The sequence below is a fragment of the Salinispora pacifica DSM 45544 genome (genome assembly GCF_000378845.1).
Lineage (GTDB): Bacteria > Actinomycetota > Actinomycetes > Mycobacteriales > Micromonosporaceae > Micromonospora > Micromonospora pacifica.
Map to the genome: position 1 here is coordinate 682,233 of NZ_KB905359.1, position 21,656 is coordinate 703,888.

At 69.3% G+C, this 21,656-nt stretch carries 21 protein-coding genes and 1 pseudogene; 10 read left to right on the forward strand and 12 right to left on the reverse strand.

The window, feature by feature from the left end; all coding sequences use genetic code 11:
- Positions 1–97: 97 nt before the first annotated feature.
- Positions 98–421, forward strand: a complete 324-nt coding sequence (locus SALPAC3_RS0103150; RefSeq protein WP_018219816.1) for an acyl carrier protein — start codon at positions 98–100, stop codon at positions 419–421.
- A gap of 18 nt (positions 422–439) precedes the next feature.
- Here SALPAC3_RS0103150 and SALPAC3_RS0103155 read toward each other — a convergent pair whose 3' ends face one another.
- From SALPAC3_RS0103155 to rfbB, 6 genes are all read right to left on the reverse strand, one after another.
- On the reverse strand, positions 440–1,414 hold the full coding sequence (locus tag SALPAC3_RS0103155; RefSeq protein WP_018219817.1) for an LnmK family bifunctional acyltransferase/decarboxylase: 975 nt from the start codon (positions 1,412–1,414) through the stop codon (positions 440–442).
- A gap of 62 nt (positions 1,415–1,476) precedes the next feature.
- Complete coding sequence (locus SALPAC3_RS0103160) at positions 1,477–2,460, reverse strand: acyltransferase domain-containing protein (protein ID WP_018219818.1); 984 nt, start codon at positions 2,458–2,460, stop codon at positions 1,477–1,479.
- Positions 2,442–2,687, reverse strand: a complete 246-nt coding sequence (locus tag SALPAC3_RS0103165; RefSeq protein WP_018219819.1) for an acyl carrier protein — start codon at positions 2,685–2,687, stop codon at positions 2,442–2,444. Before SALPAC3_RS0103165 ends, SALPAC3_RS0103160 begins: the two co-directional genes overlap by 19 nt.
- On the reverse strand, positions 2,653–3,981 hold the full coding sequence (locus tag SALPAC3_RS0103170) for a ketosynthase chain-length factor (protein WP_018219820.1): 1,329 nt from the start codon (positions 3,979–3,981) through the stop codon (positions 2,653–2,655). The genes SALPAC3_RS0103165 and SALPAC3_RS0103170 overlap by 35 nt, the downstream gene beginning before the upstream one ends.
- Positions 3,978–5,318, reverse strand: a complete 1,341-nt coding sequence (locus SALPAC3_RS0103175; protein ID WP_018219821.1) for a beta-ketoacyl-[acyl-carrier-protein] synthase family protein — start codon at positions 5,316–5,318, stop codon at positions 3,978–3,980. Before SALPAC3_RS0103175 ends, SALPAC3_RS0103170 begins: the two co-directional genes overlap by 4 nt.
- Positions 5,246–6,262, reverse strand: a complete 1,017-nt coding sequence (rfbB, locus tag SALPAC3_RS0103180; protein ID WP_026185195.1) for a dTDP-glucose 4,6-dehydratase — start codon at positions 6,260–6,262, stop codon at positions 5,246–5,248. Before rfbB ends, SALPAC3_RS0103175 begins: the two co-directional genes overlap by 73 nt.
- Positions 6,263–6,437: 175 nt before the next feature.
- Here rfbB and SALPAC3_RS0103185 point away from each other — a divergent pair, with 175 nt between their 5' ends.
- The 3 genes from SALPAC3_RS0103185 to SALPAC3_RS0103195 all read left to right on the forward strand — a co-directional run bounded on the left by SALPAC3_RS0103185 (position 6,438) and on the right by SALPAC3_RS0103195 (position 9,556).
- The gene (locus tag SALPAC3_RS0103185; RefSeq protein WP_018219823.1) at positions 6,438–7,649 is read left to right on the forward strand and encodes a DegT/DnrJ/EryC1/StrS family aminotransferase; all 1,212 of its coding nucleotides are present in this window, start codon (positions 6,438–6,440) and stop codon (positions 7,647–7,649) included.
- A gap of 25 nt (positions 7,650–7,674) precedes the next feature.
- Complete coding sequence (locus SALPAC3_RS0103190) at positions 7,675–8,706, forward strand: glycosyltransferase (protein ID WP_018219824.1); 1,032 nt, start codon at positions 7,675–7,677, stop codon at positions 8,704–8,706.
- 115 nt (positions 8,707–8,821) lie between these two features.
- A complete protein-coding gene (locus SALPAC3_RS0103195) occupies positions 8,822–9,556 on the forward strand; it encodes a YdcF family protein (protein WP_018219825.1) in 735 nt (244 codons plus the stop codon).
- Positions 9,557–9,584: 28 nt separating this feature from the next.
- On the opposite strand, the gene SALPAC3_RS0103200 is transcribed toward SALPAC3_RS0103195, so the two are convergent.
- From SALPAC3_RS0103200 to SALPAC3_RS0103215, 4 genes are all read right to left on the reverse strand, one after another.
- The gene (locus SALPAC3_RS0103200; RefSeq protein WP_018219826.1) at positions 9,585–10,589 is read right to left on the reverse strand and encodes a Gfo/Idh/MocA family protein; all 1,005 of its coding nucleotides are present in this window, start codon (positions 10,587–10,589) and stop codon (positions 9,585–9,587) included.
- A 48-nt stretch (positions 10,590–10,637) separates the two neighbouring features.
- Positions 10,638–11,249, reverse strand: coding sequence for a dTDP-4-dehydrorhamnose 3,5-epimerase family protein (locus SALPAC3_RS0103205; protein WP_018219827.1), 612 nt, complete (start codon positions 11,247–11,249; stop codon positions 10,638–10,640).
- 9 nt (positions 11,250–11,258) lie between these two features.
- Positions 11,259–12,263 (reverse strand): NAD-dependent epimerase/dehydratase family protein, encoded by a 1,005-nt coding sequence (locus tag SALPAC3_RS0103210; protein ID WP_050563720.1) that lies wholly within the window; start codon positions 12,261–12,263, stop codon positions 11,259–11,261.
- A 65-nt stretch (positions 12,264–12,328) separates the two neighbouring features.
- Positions 12,329–13,255 (reverse strand): putative sugar O-methyltransferase, encoded by a 927-nt coding sequence (locus SALPAC3_RS0103215; protein ID WP_018219829.1) that lies wholly within the window; start codon positions 13,253–13,255, stop codon positions 12,329–12,331.
- 291 nt (positions 13,256–13,546) lie between these two features.
- Here SALPAC3_RS0103215 and SALPAC3_RS0103220 point away from each other — a divergent pair, with 291 nt between their 5' ends.
- The 3 genes from SALPAC3_RS0103220 to SALPAC3_RS0103230 all read left to right on the forward strand — a co-directional run bounded on the left by SALPAC3_RS0103220 (position 13,547) and on the right by SALPAC3_RS0103230 (position 17,322).
- Positions 13,547–14,554: a methyltransferase gene (locus tag SALPAC3_RS0103220; protein WP_026185197.1), complete on the forward strand. Its 1,008-nt coding sequence runs from the start codon at positions 13,547–13,549 to the stop codon at positions 14,552–14,554.
- Positions 14,551–15,672, forward strand: a complete 1,122-nt coding sequence (locus SALPAC3_RS0103225) for a glycosyltransferase (RefSeq protein WP_018219831.1) — start codon at positions 14,551–14,553, stop codon at positions 15,670–15,672. Before SALPAC3_RS0103220 ends, SALPAC3_RS0103225 begins: the two co-directional genes overlap by 4 nt.
- 87 nt (positions 15,673–15,759) lie before the next feature.
- Positions 15,760–17,322 (forward strand): alpha/beta hydrolase, encoded by a 1,563-nt coding sequence (locus SALPAC3_RS0103230; protein WP_018219832.1) that lies wholly within the window; start codon positions 15,760–15,762, stop codon positions 17,320–17,322.
- A gap of 84 nt (positions 17,323–17,406) precedes the next feature.
- On the opposite strand, the gene SALPAC3_RS0103235 is transcribed toward SALPAC3_RS0103230, so the two are convergent.
- Positions 17,407–18,204: a VOC family protein gene (locus tag SALPAC3_RS0103235; RefSeq protein ID WP_018219833.1), complete on the reverse strand. Its 798-nt coding sequence runs from the start codon at positions 18,202–18,204 to the stop codon at positions 17,407–17,409.
- 67 nt (positions 18,205–18,271) lie between these two features.
- Positions 18,272–18,682: a VOC family protein gene (locus SALPAC3_RS0103240; RefSeq protein ID WP_018219834.1), complete on the reverse strand. Its 411-nt coding sequence runs from the start codon at positions 18,680–18,682 to the stop codon at positions 18,272–18,274.
- Positions 18,683–18,913: 231 nt separating this feature from the next.
- Between SALPAC3_RS0103240 and SALPAC3_RS0103245 the strand changes: the two genes are divergently transcribed.
- The 3 genes and pseudogenes from SALPAC3_RS0103245 to SALPAC3_RS29480 all read left to right on the forward strand — a co-directional run.
- Positions 18,914–19,234, forward strand: coding sequence for a non-heme iron oxygenase ferredoxin subunit (locus SALPAC3_RS0103245; protein WP_018219835.1), 321 nt, complete (start codon positions 18,914–18,916; stop codon positions 19,232–19,234).
- A 96-nt stretch (positions 19,235–19,330) separates the two neighbouring features.
- Positions 19,331–21,100 carry an ABC transporter ATP-binding protein gene (locus SALPAC3_RS0103250; protein WP_018219836.1) on the forward strand — a complete coding sequence of 590 codons (1,770 nt, stop codon included), beginning with the start codon at positions 19,331–19,333 and terminating at the stop codon, positions 21,098–21,100.
- Positions 21,101–21,113: 13 nt separating this feature from the next.
- A pseudogene (locus SALPAC3_RS29480) lies at positions 21,114–21,352 on the forward strand (IS982 family transposase); the annotation flags it as partial.
- Positions 21,353–21,656: the final 304 nt, after the last annotated feature.

Here is a 21,656-nt window from a genome sequence, read left to right on the forward strand (position 1 = left end):
CCCCGGCCCCCGTCCAGCCGTTCGCCGCCGACTCGCCGGTACGAGGTTCGATTCGCCCTCGAGCGCACCCGGAGGTCGGGGCCGCAGGATCGGCACAATGCGATCCGAAAACGGTTCGGATGGGGCACCGGGCGCCGGCAGCCACATCGACCGCAGGGCGAAGGAGTCGTTCGTGCCGCCGATCACGTTGCGGGAGCTCGAGCTCCTCATGCGCCAGTACGTCTGGGACGGGGACTGGCAGTCGTTCGAGCACGCCCCAGACCAGCCCTTTGATGAGCTGGGGTACGACTCGCTGGCGCTGCTGGAGACGCACAGCCGGATCAAACGCGACTACGGCGTCCTGATCTCCGAGGACGACCTGGAGCGCGTCCACACACCCCGGGCGCTGGTCGATTTCATCAATGACCACCTCGGTTCGTAACGGCGGAGCAGCCCGCCGTCAGTTCGCTGGCGGGGTGATCCGCTGACGCGCCACAGCGAGCAGGCTGTCGTCCTGGCCCCGGCGGAGGCTCACATCGACCACCTCCTCCCCCGAAGCATCTCGGTACATCGTGACTTCGACATCGAGCACATCGTCGGCGTCGGCGTTGGCCACCAGACAGACCTGCCGATCCAGGACCCGCCGGCGAAGGAAGCCCGCCACCGACCGGCCGAGCGAGCGCCACAGCTGCAGGACGGCCCAATCCACAATTGAAAAGTACGACGCGAAGTACAGTAGGCCGACGCCGTTCAGATCACGGCTGGCGCTCACCTGATAGGTCAGCGTCACGCGAACCTGCGGCGGTGGCTCCCCCACCGACCGGAATCCGGCCGCCCGACGGACATTCGATATGATTCGCCGCGGGGTGTACTCGTCGGCGATCTGCTCCAGGTGATCTATTCGGAAGCCGACCGGCGTGGCCCGCCGCAACCCATGGTTTGTTCCCGCACCGGAGCGCTGAATCCACCGGTTGAACGTCTCGACATGCAGGCAGCCGGGCGTGTCGTAACTGAAGAAGTCGTCCGTGCCGGCGGTGTCCCCGCTCAGGGCCGTGCCGGATACCCCGTCGTGGCGGCTGACCTGATGCACGGTCAGCACCGAATCGCCGCCGCAGGAGAAGACCTTGGAGCGCACCCGCAGCCGATCACCGAAGGTCAACTGCTCTACGGACAACTCCCGGCAGGCCTGAACCCGGAAGTACGCGAAGGAGAGATAGACCGGGTTACCGGCCGGATCCACCGCGGAGTAGGGGTCAAGGTGGCAGGCGGCGCCCACCGCGTCCCACGTCCAGTCCCCGAGTTGCCCGACGAAGAGCGAGTTGGGGCCGCACATCGCCGGGGTAATCAACTCGACGCGTTCCCACCAGTCGCCCGGGCCACGAACCAGCGCCGGGCGACCGACCTGGGTGAACGGGGCCGGTTGGTAGGTCGCCATCTCGCCTCCACAATTCTGGAGGAGCGTGTCCCCTCCGTGGCTGGTGTTCGGAGAGAGCCGGATCAGGGCGGGGAGATCCCGAGGCGGGCAGCGGCGGCGGCGAGCTGCTCGGCCTCCCGGGACGGACCCGTCGGCGGGCCGAGCAGCGCCAGCACCTCGCTGTGCCCGGAGCGAACCTGCGGCAGCCGCCGCGCGAGTGTCGTCAGGCCGTTCCCCGGGCCACACTCGACCAGCAGCTGCGGCCCGGCGTCCGCCAGGGTCGTCAAGGCCGGCCAGAACAGCACCGGGTCCACCGGTTGACGCGCCCAGTACCCGGGATCCCGCGCCTCGGCGTCGGTCAGGTAGCCGGCGGTGTACCCGGAAACCAGGGGTATCTGTGGCGACCGGACCGGCAGGCTGGCCAGCAACGGACCAGCTGCGACGGCCACCGGACGGAGTAGCTCGCTGTGGAACGGCACCGTTGACGGCACCGGCGCCGAGGTGAAGCCTGCCCGCCGGAGCGTGGCCAGGGTGGTCCGCAGTGGTTCGGCCGCCCCCGCGATCACGGTCTGCCGGGGCGCGTTGATCGCGCCGATGTCGACCCCCGGCCGGAGGTGGGGCTGCACCTGCGCTCGGGACGCGGCGACGGCGGCCATCCCGCCCGCCGGCACCGTCGCGAACTGACCGACCCGGTGCCGCACGATCCGGACCGCGCTGGCTGGATCGAAGATCCCGGCCAGCGTCGCCGCGGCCAGCTCGCCGATGCTGTGCCCGAGTAGAACTGTCGGGCGCAGTCCCCAATCCATCAGGAGCCGGCCGAGCGCATAGTCGATGGCGAAGAGTAACGGCTGGGAGCGGTCGGCATGGTCGATCGGTACCCGGGGCGAAGCGGCGAGCCAGTCCGAACGGAGCTCGTCTCCAACCGCCCCCATCAGCAGGAACAGCTCGTCCATGAGCTGCGCGAACTCCGGTACATCGCGGTACAGCCCGCTGCCCATCCCCTGGTACTGGGCGCTCTGGCCCGGCATCAGCAGGGCCAGCGGGCCGGTCAGACGGCCGACAGCCATCGGTTCACGAGGTCAACCAACTGCTGCGGCGTCTCCGCCGCTCCCAACGCCTGCTCGGAGAGGTCAACGCCGTACTCGCGCCGAATCACGCTCTGGGTCTCCAGGAGCGCGAGAGAGTCGTAGCCGAGGTCGGCGAAGGCCCGTTCGGGGGCTTGTTGGAACGAATCCGTGGACTCGTCGTCCCCCGCGCACCTATGCATGATCTCCTCCAGGGCCGACAGTGTCATCTGCTTCATGACGTTTCCCTCCTGATCGGGTGGGTGCTTCGCGGCCGGTGACGCTGGCTGCTCCGGTGCGGTTGGGAGCCGCGGTGCCAGGCCGGAGCACCATGGCGGAGTTGAAACCACCCCGGCCCCGCGCCAGCACCAACGCAGGTCCCGGCTGCCACGGCCGGGGAACACCGGTGACGAGATCCAGCCGCGCGCCCGGGGCCACCGTTCGCACATTGACCGTCGGCGGGATGAGCCCGTCTCGCATCGCCAGCAGCGCACCGGCGAGGTCGACCGGGGCGCCACCGGAGCTCATCCGTCCGGTCATGGTCTTCGGGACCGTGACCGGCACCCCCTGCGGACCGAAGACAGCCGCGATGGTCTCGGCCTCGGCGCGGTCGTCGGCCGGCCGACCGGAACCGTCTGCGAAGACCACCCCGACCTCCCGGGCGGTCACCCCCGCATCGGCGAGAGCGGCCTCCACCGCGCGGCCCAGACCCCGCTCACCGCCGTACCGGGCCGCGGCGTCGAACGTCGCGGCGTACCCGGCGATCTCCCCGTAGATCCGGGTGCCGCGACGGCGGGCCGCGGCGGCCTCCTCGACCACCAGGACCGCACCCCCCTCGCCGGGGACCTGACCCCGGGCGCGGAGGTCGAAGGGAAGATAGGCGGTACGCGGATCCTCGTCGGTGCTCAGCGTCCCGTCGCTGATCCGGGCGACCCACCCGTACGGACAGAAGGAGCTGTCGAAGCCGCCGGAGAGCATCAGCCGCGCCCCCTTGCGGATGTTACGCCGGGCCTGCGCCACCGCGTCGAGCCCGCCGGCCTGGTCACCGACGACGACGCCGGCCGGGCCCCGCAGGGCGTGCCGGATGGACAGCTGCCCGGTGTTGACGGCGTAGAACCAGGCAAACGACATGTAGACACTGACGCGCTCCGGGCCGGAACACCAGAGGTTCTCCAGCTCCCGCTGGCCGTACTCGAAGCCGCCGAACGCCCCGGCCATCGCCACCCCGGTCTCGCCCGGGTCGTAGGTGCCCGGCGCCACCCCGGAGTCGGCCAACGCCCACGCCGACGCCGTGAGGGCGAGCTGGGTCATCCGGTCGGTCTGTGGTAGCAGCCGGCGGGGCAGGTGCTCCGCCGGGTCGAAGTCGTCGATCTCGCCACCCAGTCGAGCCGGATAGCCCCGTGTGTCGAAGCGGCGGATCGGGCCGATGCCGGATTCGCCGCGGAGCGTCGCGGCCCAGAAGTTCTCGGTCCCGGCGCCGTTCGGCGCCGCGACGCCGATGCCGGTGATCACCGCTGTGGTCATGCCGGTCCCGTGCCCAACCGGGTGAGCACGATCGCGCTCTGGAAGCCGCCGAAGCCGCTGCCGACGCTCAACACCGTGTCGAGCCGCTGCTCCCGGGCGTGTAGCGGGACGTAGTCCAGGTCGAGCTCCGGATCCGGCTCGCGCAGGTTCGCGGTGGGTGGGACAACACCCTGGTCGAGGGCGAGGGTGCAGGCGGCGATCTCGATCGAGCCGATGGCCCCGAGCGAATGACCGATCATCGATTTGATCGAGCTGACCGGCGTCCGGTACGCGTGCGGACCGAGTGCCCGTTTGAGCGCGGCGGTCTCATGGCGATCGTTCTGTTTGGTCGCCGTGCCGTGGGCGTTGACGTAGTCAATGGACTGGGGCGAGCGCCGGCTCTCGGCCAGGGCGGCGGTGATGGCGGCGGCCATCTCGGCGCCGTCGGGCCGCAGGCCCGTCATATGGTAGGCGTTACTCCGCGAGGCGAAGCCGGCGATCTCGGCATAGATCCGGGCGCCGCGGGCCCGCGCGTGCTCCTCGGTCTCCAGCAACAGCGTGGCGGCGCCCTCGCCGAGAACGAAGCCGTTCCGGGTGCGATCAAAGGGCCGCAACGCGTGTGCGGCATCGTCGTTACTCGGTGAGGTCGCCCGAATGGCGTCGAAACAGGCGACCGTGATCGGCGAGATGGGCGCGTCGGTACCGCCGGTGACCATCACGTCGGCGGCGCCCTCCCGGATCAGATCGGCCGCGTGGCCGACCGCGTCCAGGCCGGAGGTGCATCCCGCCGAGACCACAGTGACCGGCCCCTGGGCGTTGCACTCCGCGGCGATTTCCGCCGCCATCGAGCCGGGCATGAAGTAGTCGTAGAGGTGTGGGCTGGCATACCGGTGATCCAGGACCCACTCCCGCCCGGTGTCGCTGAGGGCGAGATACTCGGATTCCAGGTTGCAGGTGGCACCGACGGCAGTGCCGAGACTCACCCCAACCCGGGTGGGATCGAACCGGTCCGGCTCCAGGCCACCGTCGGCGATCGCCTCCCTCGTCGCGACCAGGGCGAACTGGGCGGCTCGGTCCAGTCGACGACGCTCTCGGTGGGACAGCTCCGCCTGCGCCGCCTCGAAGTCCACCTCGGCGGCGATCCGCGACCGGAACGCGGCAGCGTCGAAAGCGGTGATCGGCCGGGTCGCGGTCCGGCCGGCGGTGATCAGGTGCCAGAACGCCTTCGTACCCACACCGCCGGGCGCCACGACGCCGAGGCCCGTGATCACGACCCTTGGTGCGCTCACCGGGGCACCGCCATGCTCGAGCCGGCGCTCTCCCGGGCTGGTCGCGGGTCGCGCGTACGCTCCGCCCACCAGTCGCGGTTGTCGCGGTACCAGTTCACGACCGCGGCCAGGCCCGATTCGAACGACACCTGCGGGGCGTAGCCGAGTTCGTGGCGGGCCTTGCCGTCGTCGAGGCTGTAGCGCCGGTCGTGTCCCAACCGGTCGGCGACGAACCGGACCGCGTCCCAGCTGGCTCCGCAGAGCTCCACGAGGAGTGCGGTGAGCTCTCGGTTGGTCAGCTCAACTCCACCACTGAGATGGTAGATCTCACCCGCGCGCCCCTGCTCCAGCGCCAGCTGCACCCCGCGGCAGTGGTCCGCGACGTGCAGCCACTCCCGGACATTCTGGCCATCTCCGTAGAGCGGCACCGGCTGGCCGGTCAGCAGGTTGGTGACGAACCGCGGGATCACCTTCTCGACATGCTGGTACGGCCCATAGTTGTTCGTGCAGCGAGTGATCACCACCGGCAGCCCGTAGGAGCGGTGATAGGCGCGGGCGAGCAGATCGGCCGCAGCCTTCGAGGCGGCGTACGGGGAGTTCGGCCGGAGCGGATGCTCCTCCGTCCAGGCGCCTTCCGCGATGGTGCCGTAGACCTCATCCGTCGAGACCTGCACGATCCGTTCGATACCGAGACGCAGGCAGCACTCCAGCAGGTTCTGGGTACCCAGCACGTTGGTCGCCAGGAACGGCGACGCGTCCTGTAGTGACCGGTCCACGTGGCTTTCGGCCGCGAAGTGGACGACCGCGTCCTGCCCCGGCAGCAGGTCGAGAAGGAGGCCCCGGTCACCGATGTCGCCCCGGACGAAGGTCAGCCGACGGTCCGCCACCGGCAGGTTCGCCCGGCGCCCCGCGTACGTGAGGAGGTCCAGGACGGTGATCTCCGCGTTCTCGTACCCCTGGTAGACGCCGTCGAGGAGGTTACGTACGTACTGCGAGCCGACGAAGCCGGCTCCCCCGGTCACGAGGATTCTCATGGCTGCGAGCCTTGCCGGAGACGACCGGCCCCGGGTGGAGCTCCACTGGAACGGCGGTGGAGCGGGTCCACCGCACCACCCGGCGCCGCGCGCCACCAGCCGGGCTCCACCGGGGGACGAGCGCGGTACGCGACGGTGCTCGTCCGACAGCTCGTACGGCTTTGGAGGCCCGCGCGTGAAAGACACGGTCGCCGATCTCGCCATTCTCGGCGGGACTCCGACGTTCCCGCAGATGCTGCAGGTGGGAACGCCCAGCGTGGGAGAGCGGTCGCGGTTGTTCGAGCGACTGCACACCGCGCTGGACAACAAGTGGCTCACCAATGGCGCCCTGGTCCGGGAGTTCGAGGAACGCATCGCGACGCTGGCAGGCGTACGGCACTGCGTGGCGACCTGCAGCGGCACCATGGCGCTGCAGCTGCTCTACCAGGCCACCGAACTCACCGGCGAGATCATCATGCCCGCGATGACCTACGTGGCCACCGCACATGCCGCCTCGATGCTGGGGCTGACGCCGGTCTTCGCCGACGTCGATCCGGAGACCGGATGTCTCGACCCGCAGCAGGTGGAGACGGTGCTGACCCCGCGTACCTCGGGCATCGTCGGAGTTCACCTCTGGGGCCGGCCCAGCCCGGCGGGTGAGCTGGAGAAGGTAGCTGCCGCGCACGGCCTCACGCTCGTCTTCGACGCGGCGCACGCACTGGGGTGTAGCCATCAGGGCCGCCGGATCGGTGGTTTCGGTAGCGCGGAGATGTTCAGTTTCCACGCCACCAAGGTGGTCAACTGTTTCGAGGGCGGTGCGGTGGCGACCAACGACGACGCTCTCGCCGGGGAGCTTCGCGCGCTGCGTACCTTTGGGATCACCACCGACGGCCGTAGCGTGGGGGTCGGCACCAACGCCAAGATGACCGAGGCCTCCGCGGCGATGGGACTGACCTCGCTGGACGCACTGGCTACCACGGTGCGCCACAATCGGGCCAACCACGCACGCTACTGTGCCGCGCTGCGCGGACTGGGCGGCCTGACTGTCGTCGACTTCGACGAGGCCCAGGAGCCCAACCGGCAGTACGTCATCCTCAAGATTGACGAAGCGGTGACGGGCATCCATCGCGACCTGGTGATGCGGATACTCCGAGCGGAGAATGCCGGCGCGCAGCGCTATTTCTCCCCGGGCTGTCACCAGCTGGAGCCCTACCGGTCCCAGCGGCCGGTCTCTCTGCCGCACACCGAGCGCCTGGCGGAGCAGGTCCTCGCCCTGCCGACCGGCCCGGCGGTCTGCGCGGCGGATATTGACCGAATCTGCAGCATCGTGCGCTGCGCGATCTCCCACGGACCGGAGCTCGCCAACCGGCTTGGCCCGAGCCCCACCCGCCCCTTCGCCACCTCCTAGAAAGTACCTCAAATCGATGAAGTTCATGTTCACCGTCGGGGGTAGTCAGTCCACCGTGTTCTGTATCGCCCCCCTGGCGACCGCGGCCCGTAACGCCGGTCACGAAATCCTGCTGACCGCCGACGAACCGCTGCTGGAGACCGCGGCGGCGATCGGGTTGCCGGCGGTCCCCACGCCCCATCCGGGAAAGCCCGCGGCCCGGTTGCGGGCCCTGCTGGAGTTGGCGGGGCAGTGGCCACCCGATGTGGTGGTCGGTGGCCTGTCCTACGTCCCCGGCCTCGTCGCCGTGGAGACCCAGGCGCTGTACGTGCGCCACTACTGGGACATCGTGCCGCTGCGCCCAGAGCCGGGAATCACACCCGACCTGGAGCGACTTGGCCTGAGCGGGCCACCGGCGGCCGACCTGTTCATCGACGTGTGCCCGCCGGGCCTCCGGCCGTCGCCCACCCCCGGCGCACGGCCGATGCGCTGGATTCCGAAAAACCGGCAGGGTCGCCTGCAGCCATGGATGTACACCCGGCCCGCCGACCGCCCGCGGGTGCTGGTTACCGCGGGCACGCGCAACCTCTTCCTGCACTCGCGCAGCAGCGTCATCCGACATCTGGTGGACCAGCTCATCGCGGCTGGCGCCGAGGTGGTGATCGCGGCACCGGAACGCGCCGCCGCGGAGTTCGGCGCGCAGTTCCGCGATGTCCGCGTCGGCTGGGTACCGTTGGATGTCGTCGCCCCCACCTGTGATCTGGCGGTACACCACGGCGGCGCGGCTACCACGATGACGGTGCTGAACGCCGGCGCACCGCAGCTGGTGGTCCCCGACAACGACTACTCCCGGTCCGTCGCGAGGGCCCTCACCGACGTCGGCGCGGGCCTGACCGCCGCCCCGGTGCCCCCGGACGGCGACCGGGCGGCGGTCGAGGCGATCGCCGCCGGTTGCCGGCGAATCCTCGCCGACCCCCGGTACACCGAACGCGCACGGCTCCTGGCCGCCGAGATCGCCGGACTTCCCCCGCCCGCCGAGGTCGTGCACACGGTAGAGGAACTGGTCGCCAGCCGATAGCCGGGGCCCAACCTGGGCCGGGGAGCCTTGGCCGGGGCCGGCCGCCGCCCCGGCCAGGGATCGATGCTGGCTATCCTGAACCGCACCAGCAGGCCCACACCGGAGGAGTTCCGTATTGACCACGAAGGTGGGCGTCCTTCTGCACAGTCGTCACCTCGAGACGGAGGCGTGGGAGGACCTGGTCCTTGGTCGCCCCCGGGACGACAGGTTGGGCGACGCGGCCACACTGGCGCGGGAGATCCTGACCCTGAGCCCTGATCACGAGCTCGGCTGCATCGTCATGGGCAGCGGCTTCTCCCAGCGCGACGGCATCAACGAGGGCGAGTTCACGAAGCGGTTCTTCCTGGCGAACCTCGCCCGGCTCGAGGAGTTCCCCCGGCTGCGCCCGCTCCTGGCCCGGCTCGCCGGCCCGCAACGGGCCGCCTTCCGGCAGGCGCTACGGGACATCATCATCATGCCGCAGGCCGGCAACACGGTCGCCGAGTTGGAGACCGCGGCGGGCATCTTCGCCGCGCACGGCGTGCACCGGGTGCTGCAGGTAACTGCCGCCAGCCATGCTCCCCGCTGCCTCAAGGAGCAGACCGTCGCTCGGGCGTACGGTCTGATCGCGACGGAACAGCAGTGGTACACGGTCGCCACCGACATGGCCTACTGGGGCACCCACCCCGAGGATGTCTGCGTCATCGAGCCGCTCCACCGGCGCGACCAGCCGATGACGTTCGTACGGCCCGGGCTCTCCGAGGTCATCGCGCCGTACTTCTTCCTTCCGGATACCGACAAGAAGGCGTTCGTGGCGATGGTCGCGGAGTTCATGTCCGCCCGCGGCAGCACTGCCCAACCACCGCGATAGCACCCGGGTGCCCGGCCCGTCAGCCGCTTCACCCGCTCCGTGCGTCCCCGTGCGACGAGGGGAGGCGCACGGCGGACGACCGCACCTTGTCGATCAGTTCCGCCTGCTGGTTGATCGCCCTCGCCTGCGGACGGTAGTCCGCATCATCGAGCACGGACCGGGCGAAGAACTCCGCGATGTTCCGGAACTGATGATCTGCGGGGAGCCGCACCTCCTCGGGATGGCCGTCAGCCTCGATCCGGATTACCGGCTGTCGGGTGACCGGCGGAGTGAAAGCCCGGTCCAGGGTGAGTCGCGCCCGTTCCCCCCAGAGCGAATAACAGGATCGGTACGCGTGCTCGAACCCGAAGGAGAGTTCTGCCGTCACCCCCGACGGGGTCGCCAGCAGGACGTGGCCGGCCAGGTCAACGCCGCGGCCCGGACTCGTCCGCAGCACCGAGCCGACGACGTCGAGCTCCGGGCCGAGGAAGTAGGTGGCGGCGCGCAGCGGATAGACGCCGACGTCGAGCAGCGCGCCCCCGCCGAACTCGCCGCGGTAGCGCCAGTTCGTCGGGGCGAGTGGCGGGATGCCGAATCGTGCAGTGAAGAGCCGGGTCGTGCCGATCCGGCCCGCGGCGACAAGATCGCGGACCATCTCGTGCTGACGGTGGTGGAGAAACATGTAGTTCTCCAGTAGCCAGAGTCCCGCCTGCTCCGCCTGGTTCACCAGCTTGCGGGCGGTGACCTGGTCACTGGTGAGCGGCTTTTCGGAGAGCACGTGCTTGCCGGCCGCCAGGGCCCGGCTCACCCAGTACGCGTGCAGCCCGGTGGGCAGTGGAATGTATACCGCGTCAATGTCGGCCCGGTCCAGCAACTCGTCGTACCCGTCGACAGCCCGGCAGCCGAACTGCTCGGCGACCGTACCGGCCCGGGCGGGGTCGCGGCTCGCGACCGCTCTCAGTTCGATCCCGGTCGCTTCGGTCAAGGCCGGCAGAAACCGGCGGAGCGCGATGCTGGCACACCCCAGGACTCCCAGCCGGATGAGAGCGGGCATCCGGCACCTCCCTTCACTGGAGCCGGCCGACAGCCGGCCCGGCGGCGATCAGTGGGCCACCTGATATAGCTGCTGCTCCAGCACCTGGCACAGCTGGTAGTCGGGGAGCAGGCCGGCCTCGGCGGTCTCGGCCAGACTCGGACTCCCCCGGTCCCGGTCAGAGATGATCGTTTCCAGGTCCGTGGGGATCGGCAGCCCCAGAGCTGGGTCGAGGGCGGAGACCACCCGCTCATGCTCCGGGACATACGACCCGGTGAGCATGTAGGACATGACGGTGTCGTCGGCGAGCGACACGAAGGCGTGCCCGACCCCGACCGGAAAGTACATCGCCCGGATCTCCCGCGAGCTCATCCGCACCGCGTCCCAGCGGCCGAACGTCGGTGAACCGACGCGGACGTCCACGACGATGTCGATCGCCGTACCGGCAGCACAGTAGACGTACTTCGCCGCACCCGGCGGCGCGCTGGTGTAGTGGACTCCGCGGACCACACCCCGGTGGGACACGCTGTGGTTGGTCTGCGCGACGGGCAGGAGCGGGCTCCCGCTCGCCGCAGCGAACGGTGCTCGCTGGAACGGTGACACGAACAGTCCACGGCGGTCGGGAAAGACCTCGGGGGTAAACACGAACGCGCCCTGGACCGTGAGCTTCTCGACCTTCACCTGGCCTCCCTAGAACCGGTCACGCCCGTCGAGCAGGGCCGCCACGGTGCGGTGCACCGCCTCCGCGAGCTCCGTGCGCGCACACCACCCCGAGACACGCTGGAAGGGCGTCGGGTCGATCTGCATACTCTGAAAGTCGATCACGGGGGCGTCGGCCGGCGCCGGTACCGAGATCACCGGTACGGCCGACTCGCCGGTCTGCGCCGCGACCGACCTCGCCACCGTGCGGAAGACCGCGCCCAGCGTGTCCGGGCGGCCGGAGCCCACCAGCCAGTGTCGACCGGTCAGCGCATCCGGGCAGCGCATGGCGGCCAGGAAGGCGTCCGCGGCATCCTCGACATACACCAGGTCCCGCCGAACGGTGCCGTCATGCCACATCGTCAGCGGCTGACCGGCGAGGGCCCGCCGGGCCATCGTGACCACCACGCCCTGATCAGCCACCGGGGACAGTGGGCTCTGCCCGAACACGGTCGGCAGCCGCAGGCTGACCCCACGCAGTACCGACGCCGCGCTCGCGGCCTTCAGCAACCGTTCGGCGGTCAGTTTCTGCCGGCCGTAGGCGGTCTCCGGACGGTCCGGTTCGCTGCCGGTCATCGGCCGCTTCGGGGGCTGTCCCACCTGCAGGGTGGTCGCGGCGAGCACCACCAACGGAGTGGTCCGCGTCGGCCGGCGCCGGCCGAGAATCTCGATGAGGTCACGCACGATGCCCACGTTCACCCGTTCTCCCTCCGGAGTGTCGGCGTCACGCCACCCACCGCTGTGTTTACCCAGGTGCAAGATGACGTCGGCGCCCGCGACGACATCGGCCAGGCGCTCTGTCTCGGTGAGGTCCCCGGTGCAGACCTCCACCTCGGCCACCACCTGCTCCGGTAGCGGGCTACGGCGACGCGAGGCGGCCCGCAACCGGATCGGAAGCTGCGCCAACCGGGCGGTGACGACCGACCCCAGGTAGCCAGCCGCTCCCAGTACGCTCACCAGGGGTGGGTCACCGCCCGTCGCCGGCTCCCGGTCCACCGCTCCTCCGATCTCCGGTGTTCGCGAGTTGTCGTACCCTCCGGCTTCGTCGCCGGTCCGGCTGGTCAGCCGCCACCGCCCGGTCGTTTCCGGCGGTAGACGGCCTGCCAGTAGAAGCTCCACGGCACGGCCCACGCATCATTGACATCGCGCCAGTCGGGGCCGGGCCGATAGGCCGCGAGGAACCCCGGCACGGCGGCCCGCACCGCCTGGTTGTCGTGGATATCCAGAACCTGGCGGAGTGGACCGGTCTCCATCGCCCGCCATCGGGCCTCGTCGCCCTCGACGTGTCCGTCCAGGCTCCGATCCTGGTACTTGCCGACGGGGTTCTTCACATACAGGGCCGCGCACCGCCGGTCGATCAGATCGAGGTAGCAGCGTACGGTCTCCGGGGTCATTTCGGCGAACGAGTTGATGTTGATGCCGAGGTCGAAATCGCTTCCGCTGAGGGCCAGTCCCACGTCCCCGTCCTCCACCGGGACGAAGCGGAGCTTCGCGAACTGGGCATCGTCCAGGACCACCCGCAGATAGCGACGGCTGAACCGCATGGTACTGTGCAGATCCACAATGTAGTAGGCAGCGACATCATAGTTTGACAGCAGGGTGTGACAGGTCCGCCCGTAGCCGGCTCCAATCTCGAGCACCCGGGCGCCCCGTAGGTCGATGCTCCGCTCGATGAACCCGACCTCGAGCGTGGCCTGCAGGTAGTCCAGGCAGATCGGCATTCCGTGCCACCGCACCACGACCGGATCACCCACCTCACGCCGGGCCGTCCGACGCAACCGCGCCCAGTCGTCCGGATCAAGTGTGGTCGCCAGATTGTGTACCAGCGTTTTGAGATACCGCACGCCGTTCACCTCAGGATCCCACAACGACATCTTGTGGTTCGGCCGCTCCGACTTGAAGTGCGAGAGATCTACTGCCGCGTCCTCGGTGAACCAGTGCCGAGTGATGCGTTCCCACTGTCGGCTCGCTCGGTATACGCCTGTCATCTCGACCGTCTTTCACCCAGGGAAGGTATCGAAAACGCTTTTACCCGCTCGACGGTGTGGACGTACTCGATCTCGACGGAGTCTGACATCTGGTCCGGCACGCCGCAACGCCACAGTTGCGGTGTGACGACGTTCAACTGGCCACGGTCCCCAGCTGAACAACTCCGCGGGCGGGCCCCACAAACAGGGATTGAACACATTCTCGAACGAGCAACAGCACGCCGATAATGGCCACGAAGCGGGCCGCCGCAGGCCACCCAACAGTGGAGGGACGACGCAGTGCCAGAAAAGGTGGATGTCGACTCACTCAGCGACCTGGCGACGCCGTGGAGCCTACGCGTGGTGGTAACCCTGGGCGTGGCCGAGCAGCTGGCGGCTGGCGTCACCGAGATCGGAGAGCTTGCCCGCCACACCGAGTGTGACCGGGACTGCCTGGCCCGGGTCCTGCGCCACCTGGTCGGCAAGGGCGTCTTCGAAGAGCCGGTCGAGGGCGAGTTCGCCCTGAACGAGGCGGCCCGTTCCCTGCTGAGGTCCGGCCGGCTGCACGGCCTGGCCCTGGACGGCCACGGTGGACGCAGCGCCGCCGCCTGGAGCGGACTGCTGGCGACGGTGCGGACCGGACAACCCGGGTACCAGACCGTCTTCGGACGCTCCTACTGGGCCGACCTCGACGCCGACGCCGACCTCGCGGCCAGCTACGACGCGAACATGGGTCGGCGCGCCGGCGAGGCATCCGATCCGGCGGTCCTCCTCGACGACGCCTGGACTCAGGTCGGTCACGTCGTTGACGTGGGCGGTGGGACCGGCGAGACGCTCGCCGAAATCCTGCGGGCCCGACCGACGGTCCGCGGCACCCTGATTGACCTACCCCGAACGGTCGCCCGGTCCACCGAGGTCTTCGCGGCCGCGGGGGTTGCCGACCGGGTCGCCGTACAGGGGCAGAGCTTCTTCGACCCGCTGCCCGCCGGAGCCGACGTCTACCTGCTCAAACGCCTGCTCCTGGACTGGCCGGACGAGCAGGCCGTCGCGCTGCTCACCCGCTGCGCCGAGGCCGCGGCACCGGACGGCCGCGTGGTCGTGGTCGGCGGGGTCTCCCCGGGGCGGTCGGCCGCCTCGGCCGGGCTACTGATGATGGTGCAGACCGGCGGCAAGCCCCGGACCCTGGACGAGTTCCGGGACCTCGCCGCGCGCGCCGGCCTCGCCGTGACGGCATCCGGGCACAGTCCGTCGGGTCAGTTCGTCACCGAATGCCGCCTCGCGGCGGGCAGCACCGCACGGAAGACCAACGCCCGCCGATGAGGTTTCTCTTCCTCACCACCGGCAGCCACGTCACTGTCTATGCGATGACCGCCCTGGCCCATGCGGTACGCAACGCGGGGCACGAGGTACTGGTGGCCACGAACGAGCCGCTCATCGACGCGGTGGAGACGGTCGGCCTACCCGGGGTGTCGATCACGTCGGCGTCGATCCGGCGCTTCCTCGCCACCGTCGACTCGCCGCACGAGATGGTGGTGACCGGCCGCGGACTGGGGAGGATGGCCGCCGCCACGCTGGCGGGCCTGAGCGAGCTGGCACAGGACTGGAGGCCGGACGTCATCGTCGGTAGCTCGATGAGCTACGCGGCAGGGTTGCTCGCCGCCGCACGGGACGTCCCCTTCGTACGACACATCGAGTATCTGCGCATTCCGATGGCGGAGATCGACCCGGTGGCGGCGGAGGAGCTTGCGCCGGAGCTGAGCCGCCGGGGTCTGGGCGGGCTACCCAAACCCGACCTGGTGGTTGATGTCAGCCCGCCGTCGCTGCGGTCGTCGCCCGCCGCCGACGTACACCCCATGCGCTACGTGGCCACGAACCCCCAGCGTCGCCTCCAACGGTGGGCCTACACCCGTCCGCCGGGCCGCTCCCGGGTGTTGATCACCTCCGGAACGCACCATCGCATGCTCGCCGGCCGTTCGTTACGGCGGCTGGCAGCGCAGCTCACCGCCGTGGGCGCCGAGGTGGTGATCGCGGCGCCCACTCGGGTCGCCGAGGAGTTCGGTGCGACGGCGGAGGACGTCCGCATCGGTTGGATCCCGTTGGACACCGTGGCACCCACCTGTGACCTGGCGGTCCACCACGGCGGCGCCACCACCACGATGGCCGTCATCGCCGCGGGAGTGCCGCAGGTGATCACTCCCCCGAACACGCACACCAGGGCGATCGCCGACGCTCTGTCCAACTTCGGCGCCGCCGTGACGGCCCGCGCTCCCCACCAGGCCGACCACGAGCTGGCGGACGTACTGGCCGCCCACAGCCGAGAGCTACTCGCCGACCACCGGTACGCCCGGCAGGCGCAGGCCCTCGCCGCCGAGCTGGCCGCACTGCCCACCCCGGCCGACGTCGTCCGGAGGATGGAAACGCTGACCGCCACCCGATGAAAGCCCGACTGTCCGAAAGATCCGGCTGACGAGTAAAGGCACTCAACAGGTGTTGGGCACAACGCCCACGAACAGTTTGGGGTAATAGTGAAAAGACTCTTCGCTGGTGCGACCGCAGTCGTACTGGGCCTCACGGCACAGGTCATCGCCGTCGCCCCGGTCGGGGCGGCACCAACGACGGGCAGCACCGCCCGGCCGGCCAGCCCAATCTCCTGGTCCCCCTGCCCCGCCGACGACCCGGTGATGGAGGATTACCTGGTCGGGCTGGATTGCGGCTCGCTCGCAGTGCCGCTTGACCACTCCCGACCGACCGGCCAGAAGATCACCCTGGCTCTCACCCGAGCCGAGCACACCGCGCCGGAATCCGAGTACCAGGGCGTTGTCCTGCTGAACCGGGGCCAGTGGCCCGGCACCATCGGACGGGACCTGCCCACCCGCTTCGCCAAAGGCTGGAGCGGGCTGCCGACCGAGGTGGGTTCGACCTACGACTGGATCGGGTTCGACCCCCGCGGCGTCGGAGCGAGTGAGCCGTCGATCACCTGCGACCCCACCTACCTTTATCCGGGCGAAGCACGGCCCGACTACGTTCCGGGCAGCCGCGCCGAGGAGAGGGCGTGGACGAAGCGGGCCCGCGCGTACGCGCAGAGCTGCGGCGAGAAGTACGGTGACACCCTCCGGCACTTCCGAACCACCGACACCGCGCGGGACATGGATCTCATCCGGGCCGCGCTCGGTCAAGAGAAGATCAACTATCTGGGCTACTCCTACGGCACCTACCTCGGCTCGGTCTACGCCTCCCTGTTCCCGGACCGGGTGCGCCGGATGGTACTGGACAGTGTGGTGCAGCCAAGCACAGTCGGGTATGCCTCGCTGTCCCGCACGAATGCGGCCTTCGAGCAGCGCGCACAGATCTACTTCAGCTGGATCGCCGAACACGACTCGCACTATCACCTTGGCGACACGGCCGCGGCGGTCGAGGCGAACTACTACCAGGGCATGGCCGCACTCCGGGAGGCGCCGATCGACGGCCAGATCGGCCCGGCGGAGTACAGCGACATCTTCGCGGTGAACGTGTACCGCAGCTACGTCTGGACCTACCACGCGCAGGTGCTGGCTGACTGGGTGCTGCGGGGTGACCCGGCCGGGCTGCGGGCGAACTTCGGCGGCGAGCCGGGCTTCCCGGCGCAGAACACCCACGCCACGTACCGCACCGTGCAGTGCGTCGACGGCTACTGGCCCCGGCGCTGGAACCGCTGGCACACCGACCTGAGCCGCCAGTACGACCGCGGAGACCGCTTCATGACCTGGAACAGCGCGTGGTACAACGCTCCGTGCGCGTTCTGGCCGGTGCCAGGCCGCCGGCCGACGCAGGTCGGCGACCGGAACGCGAACATACTGCTGATCCAGGCGGAACACGACGCACTCACCCCGGTGGCCGGGGCCCACGAGGTGCACCGGCGATTCCCGAACTCCCGGCTGGTCCTGGAGCGCGGCGGCGTCTTCCACGGCGCGTCCCTGACCGCCAACGCCAACGAGTGCCTCAACATCCACGTCACCGCCTACCTACGAGACGGCACCCGTCCGAGCGCCACCACCGGCGTTGACGCCAGCTGCGACGCGAATCCGCTACCAGCTCCGGAAGCTGGCTGACCGGCACACTCAACGAGTCCGCCGGCCGACACCTCGGGCCGGCGGACTCGGTTCCGCGAGGGCTGGCACGGTCGAGTCCGACCACTACCCGGAGGTCACCTTCCACAGAAAGCCGTCCGGATCGGTGAAGTAGCCGGCGTAGACTCCCGACCCGGATTTCGCAGCCGGGGCGACGACCCGGCCGCCGGCAGCGGTCACCGTCGACAGGAGGGAGTCGACCTCGTCCGGCGAGGGCAGCATCCGTTCGAGGGCCGCTGCCCGGAAGTCGGCGCGGTCCTCCTTGGTGGCGACGTCCTTGGCCAGTACCTTTCCGTCCATGAGGCCCAGCCGGCAGCCAGTCGGAGTTGGCTGGAAGTCGATGTACTTGCTGCCGTAGTCCCGGTCGACCACCATGCCCAGGGCCGCATAGAAGGATTTGGCGGACTTCGTCGCCGCGACGCCGAGGAGAATACCGACCTCATTCGGCACCGGCGTCTCCTGCGCGGGCCCGGTCGCCTTCGCCTTCGCCGAGGTCAGCTTCCACACCGCACCGTCCGGAGCCTGGAAGGCGCCGGAGAAACCGGCGAACATGGCCTTCTTCGCCGGTTTGAGAACGCTCGCGCCGTGCCGGGCGGCCGCATCCAGGATGCTTCGCACCTCGTCGGGCTGGTTGACGACATAGCTGAGGACGTAGCCGCGATAGCTCGGTGCTACGGGCTGCGCCTGCGCCTGCGCCGCCAGCTCCGCAATCGGGCACACGGCGAGCCGGGCCACGCCGTGCAGATCCAACTCCACCCGCTCGTCCTGATGGCGTACGGCAGTAGGCGCAAACACAGACTGGTAAAAGGCGGGTGCGGCCTGCGCGTCGGTTGCCCCGAGCGTGATCATGTCAGGCAGCAGCATGATGGTGATGGCCTCCTTGCATCAATGGACTTGCGACCAACGAGGGAATGGCGATGCCGTGCTGAGGTCAACCCGCCTGCTGGATCCGGATCAGGTTGCCGGCCGGGTCCCGGAAGGCACAGTCCCGGACCCCGTAGTCCTGATCAATCGGCTCCTGCACCACCTCGGCTCCGCTGGCCTGTACCCGCTCGAACACCTCGTCGAGGTTGGGGGCGGCGAGGAGAACACCAGCGTAGGTGCCCTTCGCCATCATCTCCTCGATCGTGCGCCGCTCACCGTCGGTGATCCCGGGGTCGGCCGCCGGTGGTTGGAGCACGATTGAGGTCTGCGGCTGGCCGACCGGGCCAACCGTGACCCACCGCATCCCCTCGTAACCGACATCGTTTCGAATCTCGAAGCCCAGGACTTCCCGGTAGAAGGTGATCGACGCGTCCGCATTCTCGTGCGGCAGAAAGCTCGAGTGGATGGTGATGTTCATAGCGCTACGCTAACGGCCGCCCGACCCCGACGCTTCTTGATTCCTGATCCATTCTTCCTGGTCACCGGCGGGAGCCGGAGGCTCCAGCAGGATTCGACTCCCGCTCAGCCCCGGCCTGAGGCCCGCCGCGCAAGGTGGCGGAAGGCTCCCGTCCGGCGGACCAGCCCCGGCACCCCGGCATCCGGCATCCGGCATCCGGGCGAAGCGAAACGTGGTCGAGAGGAGTGGTCGATGGACTTCGTCAAGGTGTGCCCGGTGACGGCGCTCCCAACCGAGGGCGCGATCGAGGTAAAGGTCGAGGGCCGAGCGGTGGCCGTGGTCCGGAGTGGGGGACGGGTATACGCGATCGACGACCGGTGTTCCCACGCGGAGGTTTCACTCGCCGAGGGAGAGGTGTACGACGGCACGATCGAGTGCTGGCTACACGGCTCCTGCTTCGACCTGCGCACCGGCGAGCCGACCAATCCCCCAGCCACCCGACCGGTCGGCACCTACCAGGTACGGGTCGAGGACGGGGACGTCTACGTCGCCCCCGGCGGAGCCCAGCCCTGACCGGCGTGGCGCCCCGGCGCCCCGGTGACCTGCCGAGGCCCAAGGCCACCGGCCGGGACGACACGCCGTACCGCCCGGGCCGACTGAGGAGGCTGGGTGACCACCACCGCCCCTGATGTGCCGGTACGGCGCATCCTCCGGTTGTTCCGCCCATATGGATGGAGCCTGGTAATCGTCGCCGGCCTGGTCGGCCTCTCGTCCCTGTTCTTCCTGGTCAACCCGTTCCTGATCCGAGAGATCCTGGACGTGGCCCTACCGGAGGGCCGGACGGGCCTACTCACCGTCCTCGCCGGTTGCATGCTCCTCGCGTCCGTCGCGAACAGCTCGGTCGTCGTCTGGCAGACCTACCTCTCCACGAAGGTCGGCGAGCAGGTGATGCACGATCTGCGCGCCGCCGTCTACGGACGCCTGCAGCGGATGCCGCTGGCCTTCTTCAGCCGGACCCGCTCCGGCGAGGTGCAGTCGCGGATCACCAACGACATCGGCGACATGCAGGCCACCGTGACCACCACCGCGACGACGCTGGTCTCCGACGTGACCGTGGTCGTGGCCACGGTCGTCGGGATGTTGGTGTTGGATTGGCGTCTCACCATCGTGTCGCTGGTGCTGGTGCCGTTCTTCGTCTGGGTCGGGCGACGGGTCGGCAACCAGCGCCGCCGCATCACCCGCGAGCGGCAACGCCAGGCCGCCGCGATCGCCGTGATCGTGCAGGAATCGCTCTCTGTCAGCGGTGTGCTGCTGGCCCGGACGATGGGCCGCTCCCGCTCGCTGACCGACATCTTCACCGCCGAATCGCGGATCCTGTCCGACCTGGAGATCCGCTCACACCTGGCCGGCCGCTGGACCCAGGCGACAACCTGGATCGTGTTGGCGTCGATGCCGGCGGCGACGTACTGGGTGGCGGGAATGAACGGCCGCGGTGGTCAGGCGGCGATCTCCATCGGCACCCTGGTCGCCTTCACCACCCTGCAGCAGACGCTGCTGCGACCGGCGGTCTCCCTGGTGGAGGTCGCCGTGGAGGTGCAGACCTCACTCGTCCTGTTCGGCCGGATCTTCGAGTACCTCGACCTGCCCGTCGACCTCGACGAGTCGGCGGGTCCCGCCCCCGGCACGAAGCCGCGGGGGGAACTCCGGCTCCAACAGGTCGGCTTCACCTATCCGGGCGCGGACCGGCCCACGCTGCGCGCCATTGACGTGACGGTCCCCGCCGGCCGGAGCCTGGCGATCGTCGGTGAGACCGGGTCCGGCAAGACCACCCTCAGCTATCTGATCCCGCGGCTGTACGACCCGACGTCGGGACGGGTGACAATCGACGGTATCGATGTGCGGGACCTGCCCGCGGAGACGCTGGCGGCCACGGTCGGCATGGTGTTCCAGGAAACCTACCTGTTCCACACCTCGGTCGCCGAGAACCTGCGGTTCGCCCGGCCCGACGCGACCGACGACGAGTTGGTGGCGGCCGCCAGGATCGCCCATATCCACGACCACCTGCTGTCGCTGCCGCACGGGTACCACACCGTGGTAGGCGAACGGGGATTCCGGTTTTCCGGCGGGGAACGGCAGCGCCTGGCGATCGCCCGGGCGGTCCTGCGCGATCCGCCTATCCTGGTGCTCGACGAGGCGACCAGTTCCCTGGACAACCAGACCGAAGAGGCCGTCACCCGGGCCATCGATGCAGCCAGCGCCGGTCGCACCACGATCACGATCGCGCACCGGCTGTCGACGATCCGCGACGCGGACGAGATCATCGTGCTGGATGCCGGCACCATCGTCGAACGCGGCACCCACGCCGAGCTGGTGGAGTTGGGGGGGCACTACGCGATGCTCGTCAACCGCGAGGCCGAGGTGCCGGCAGACGCCCGCTAGACGAGCAGTTTCACTGTACGTGAAGATCGACGACATCATCCGCACGCCCGGTGGCGGGGGCGGCCGCCGCTGTTGACCGACTCCGAACCGGTCTGCCTGGCCGTGGCGCGGGTCCTACTCGGCGCCCGATCGGAGGCACACCGGATCCGCCACGCCCGCACCCACCTGGCCGGCATGTTCCGTACCATGACGATCCCTGCATGGCGGGGGCGTGCTGTCTATCCTGGCCCGTTATCCGCGTCGCTCGGGTTGAACGTCAGGTGTTGACACGCTCGTCAGCGTGTTCCATCCTGACGCTTGTATCGAACTAATGTACGTCAGCTTACAGAAATTCGAAGTTGTTTAGCGCGATCCCCCCTTACCGATATCAACTCGCTGGGTGGCGCTGCTGGGCGACATCAATCAAACTTCTTCGCCGCTTGCGTTGACGGCCACCGACGTGCCGGCGTAACGCGATGGACATTCACCCTGCGCTTAAGGGCGCGGCTCAGGAACATCCGTCCCGATGAGACTGGGCGTACCGCCGGCGGAGGCGGAAACTTCTGGGGCCGAAAGG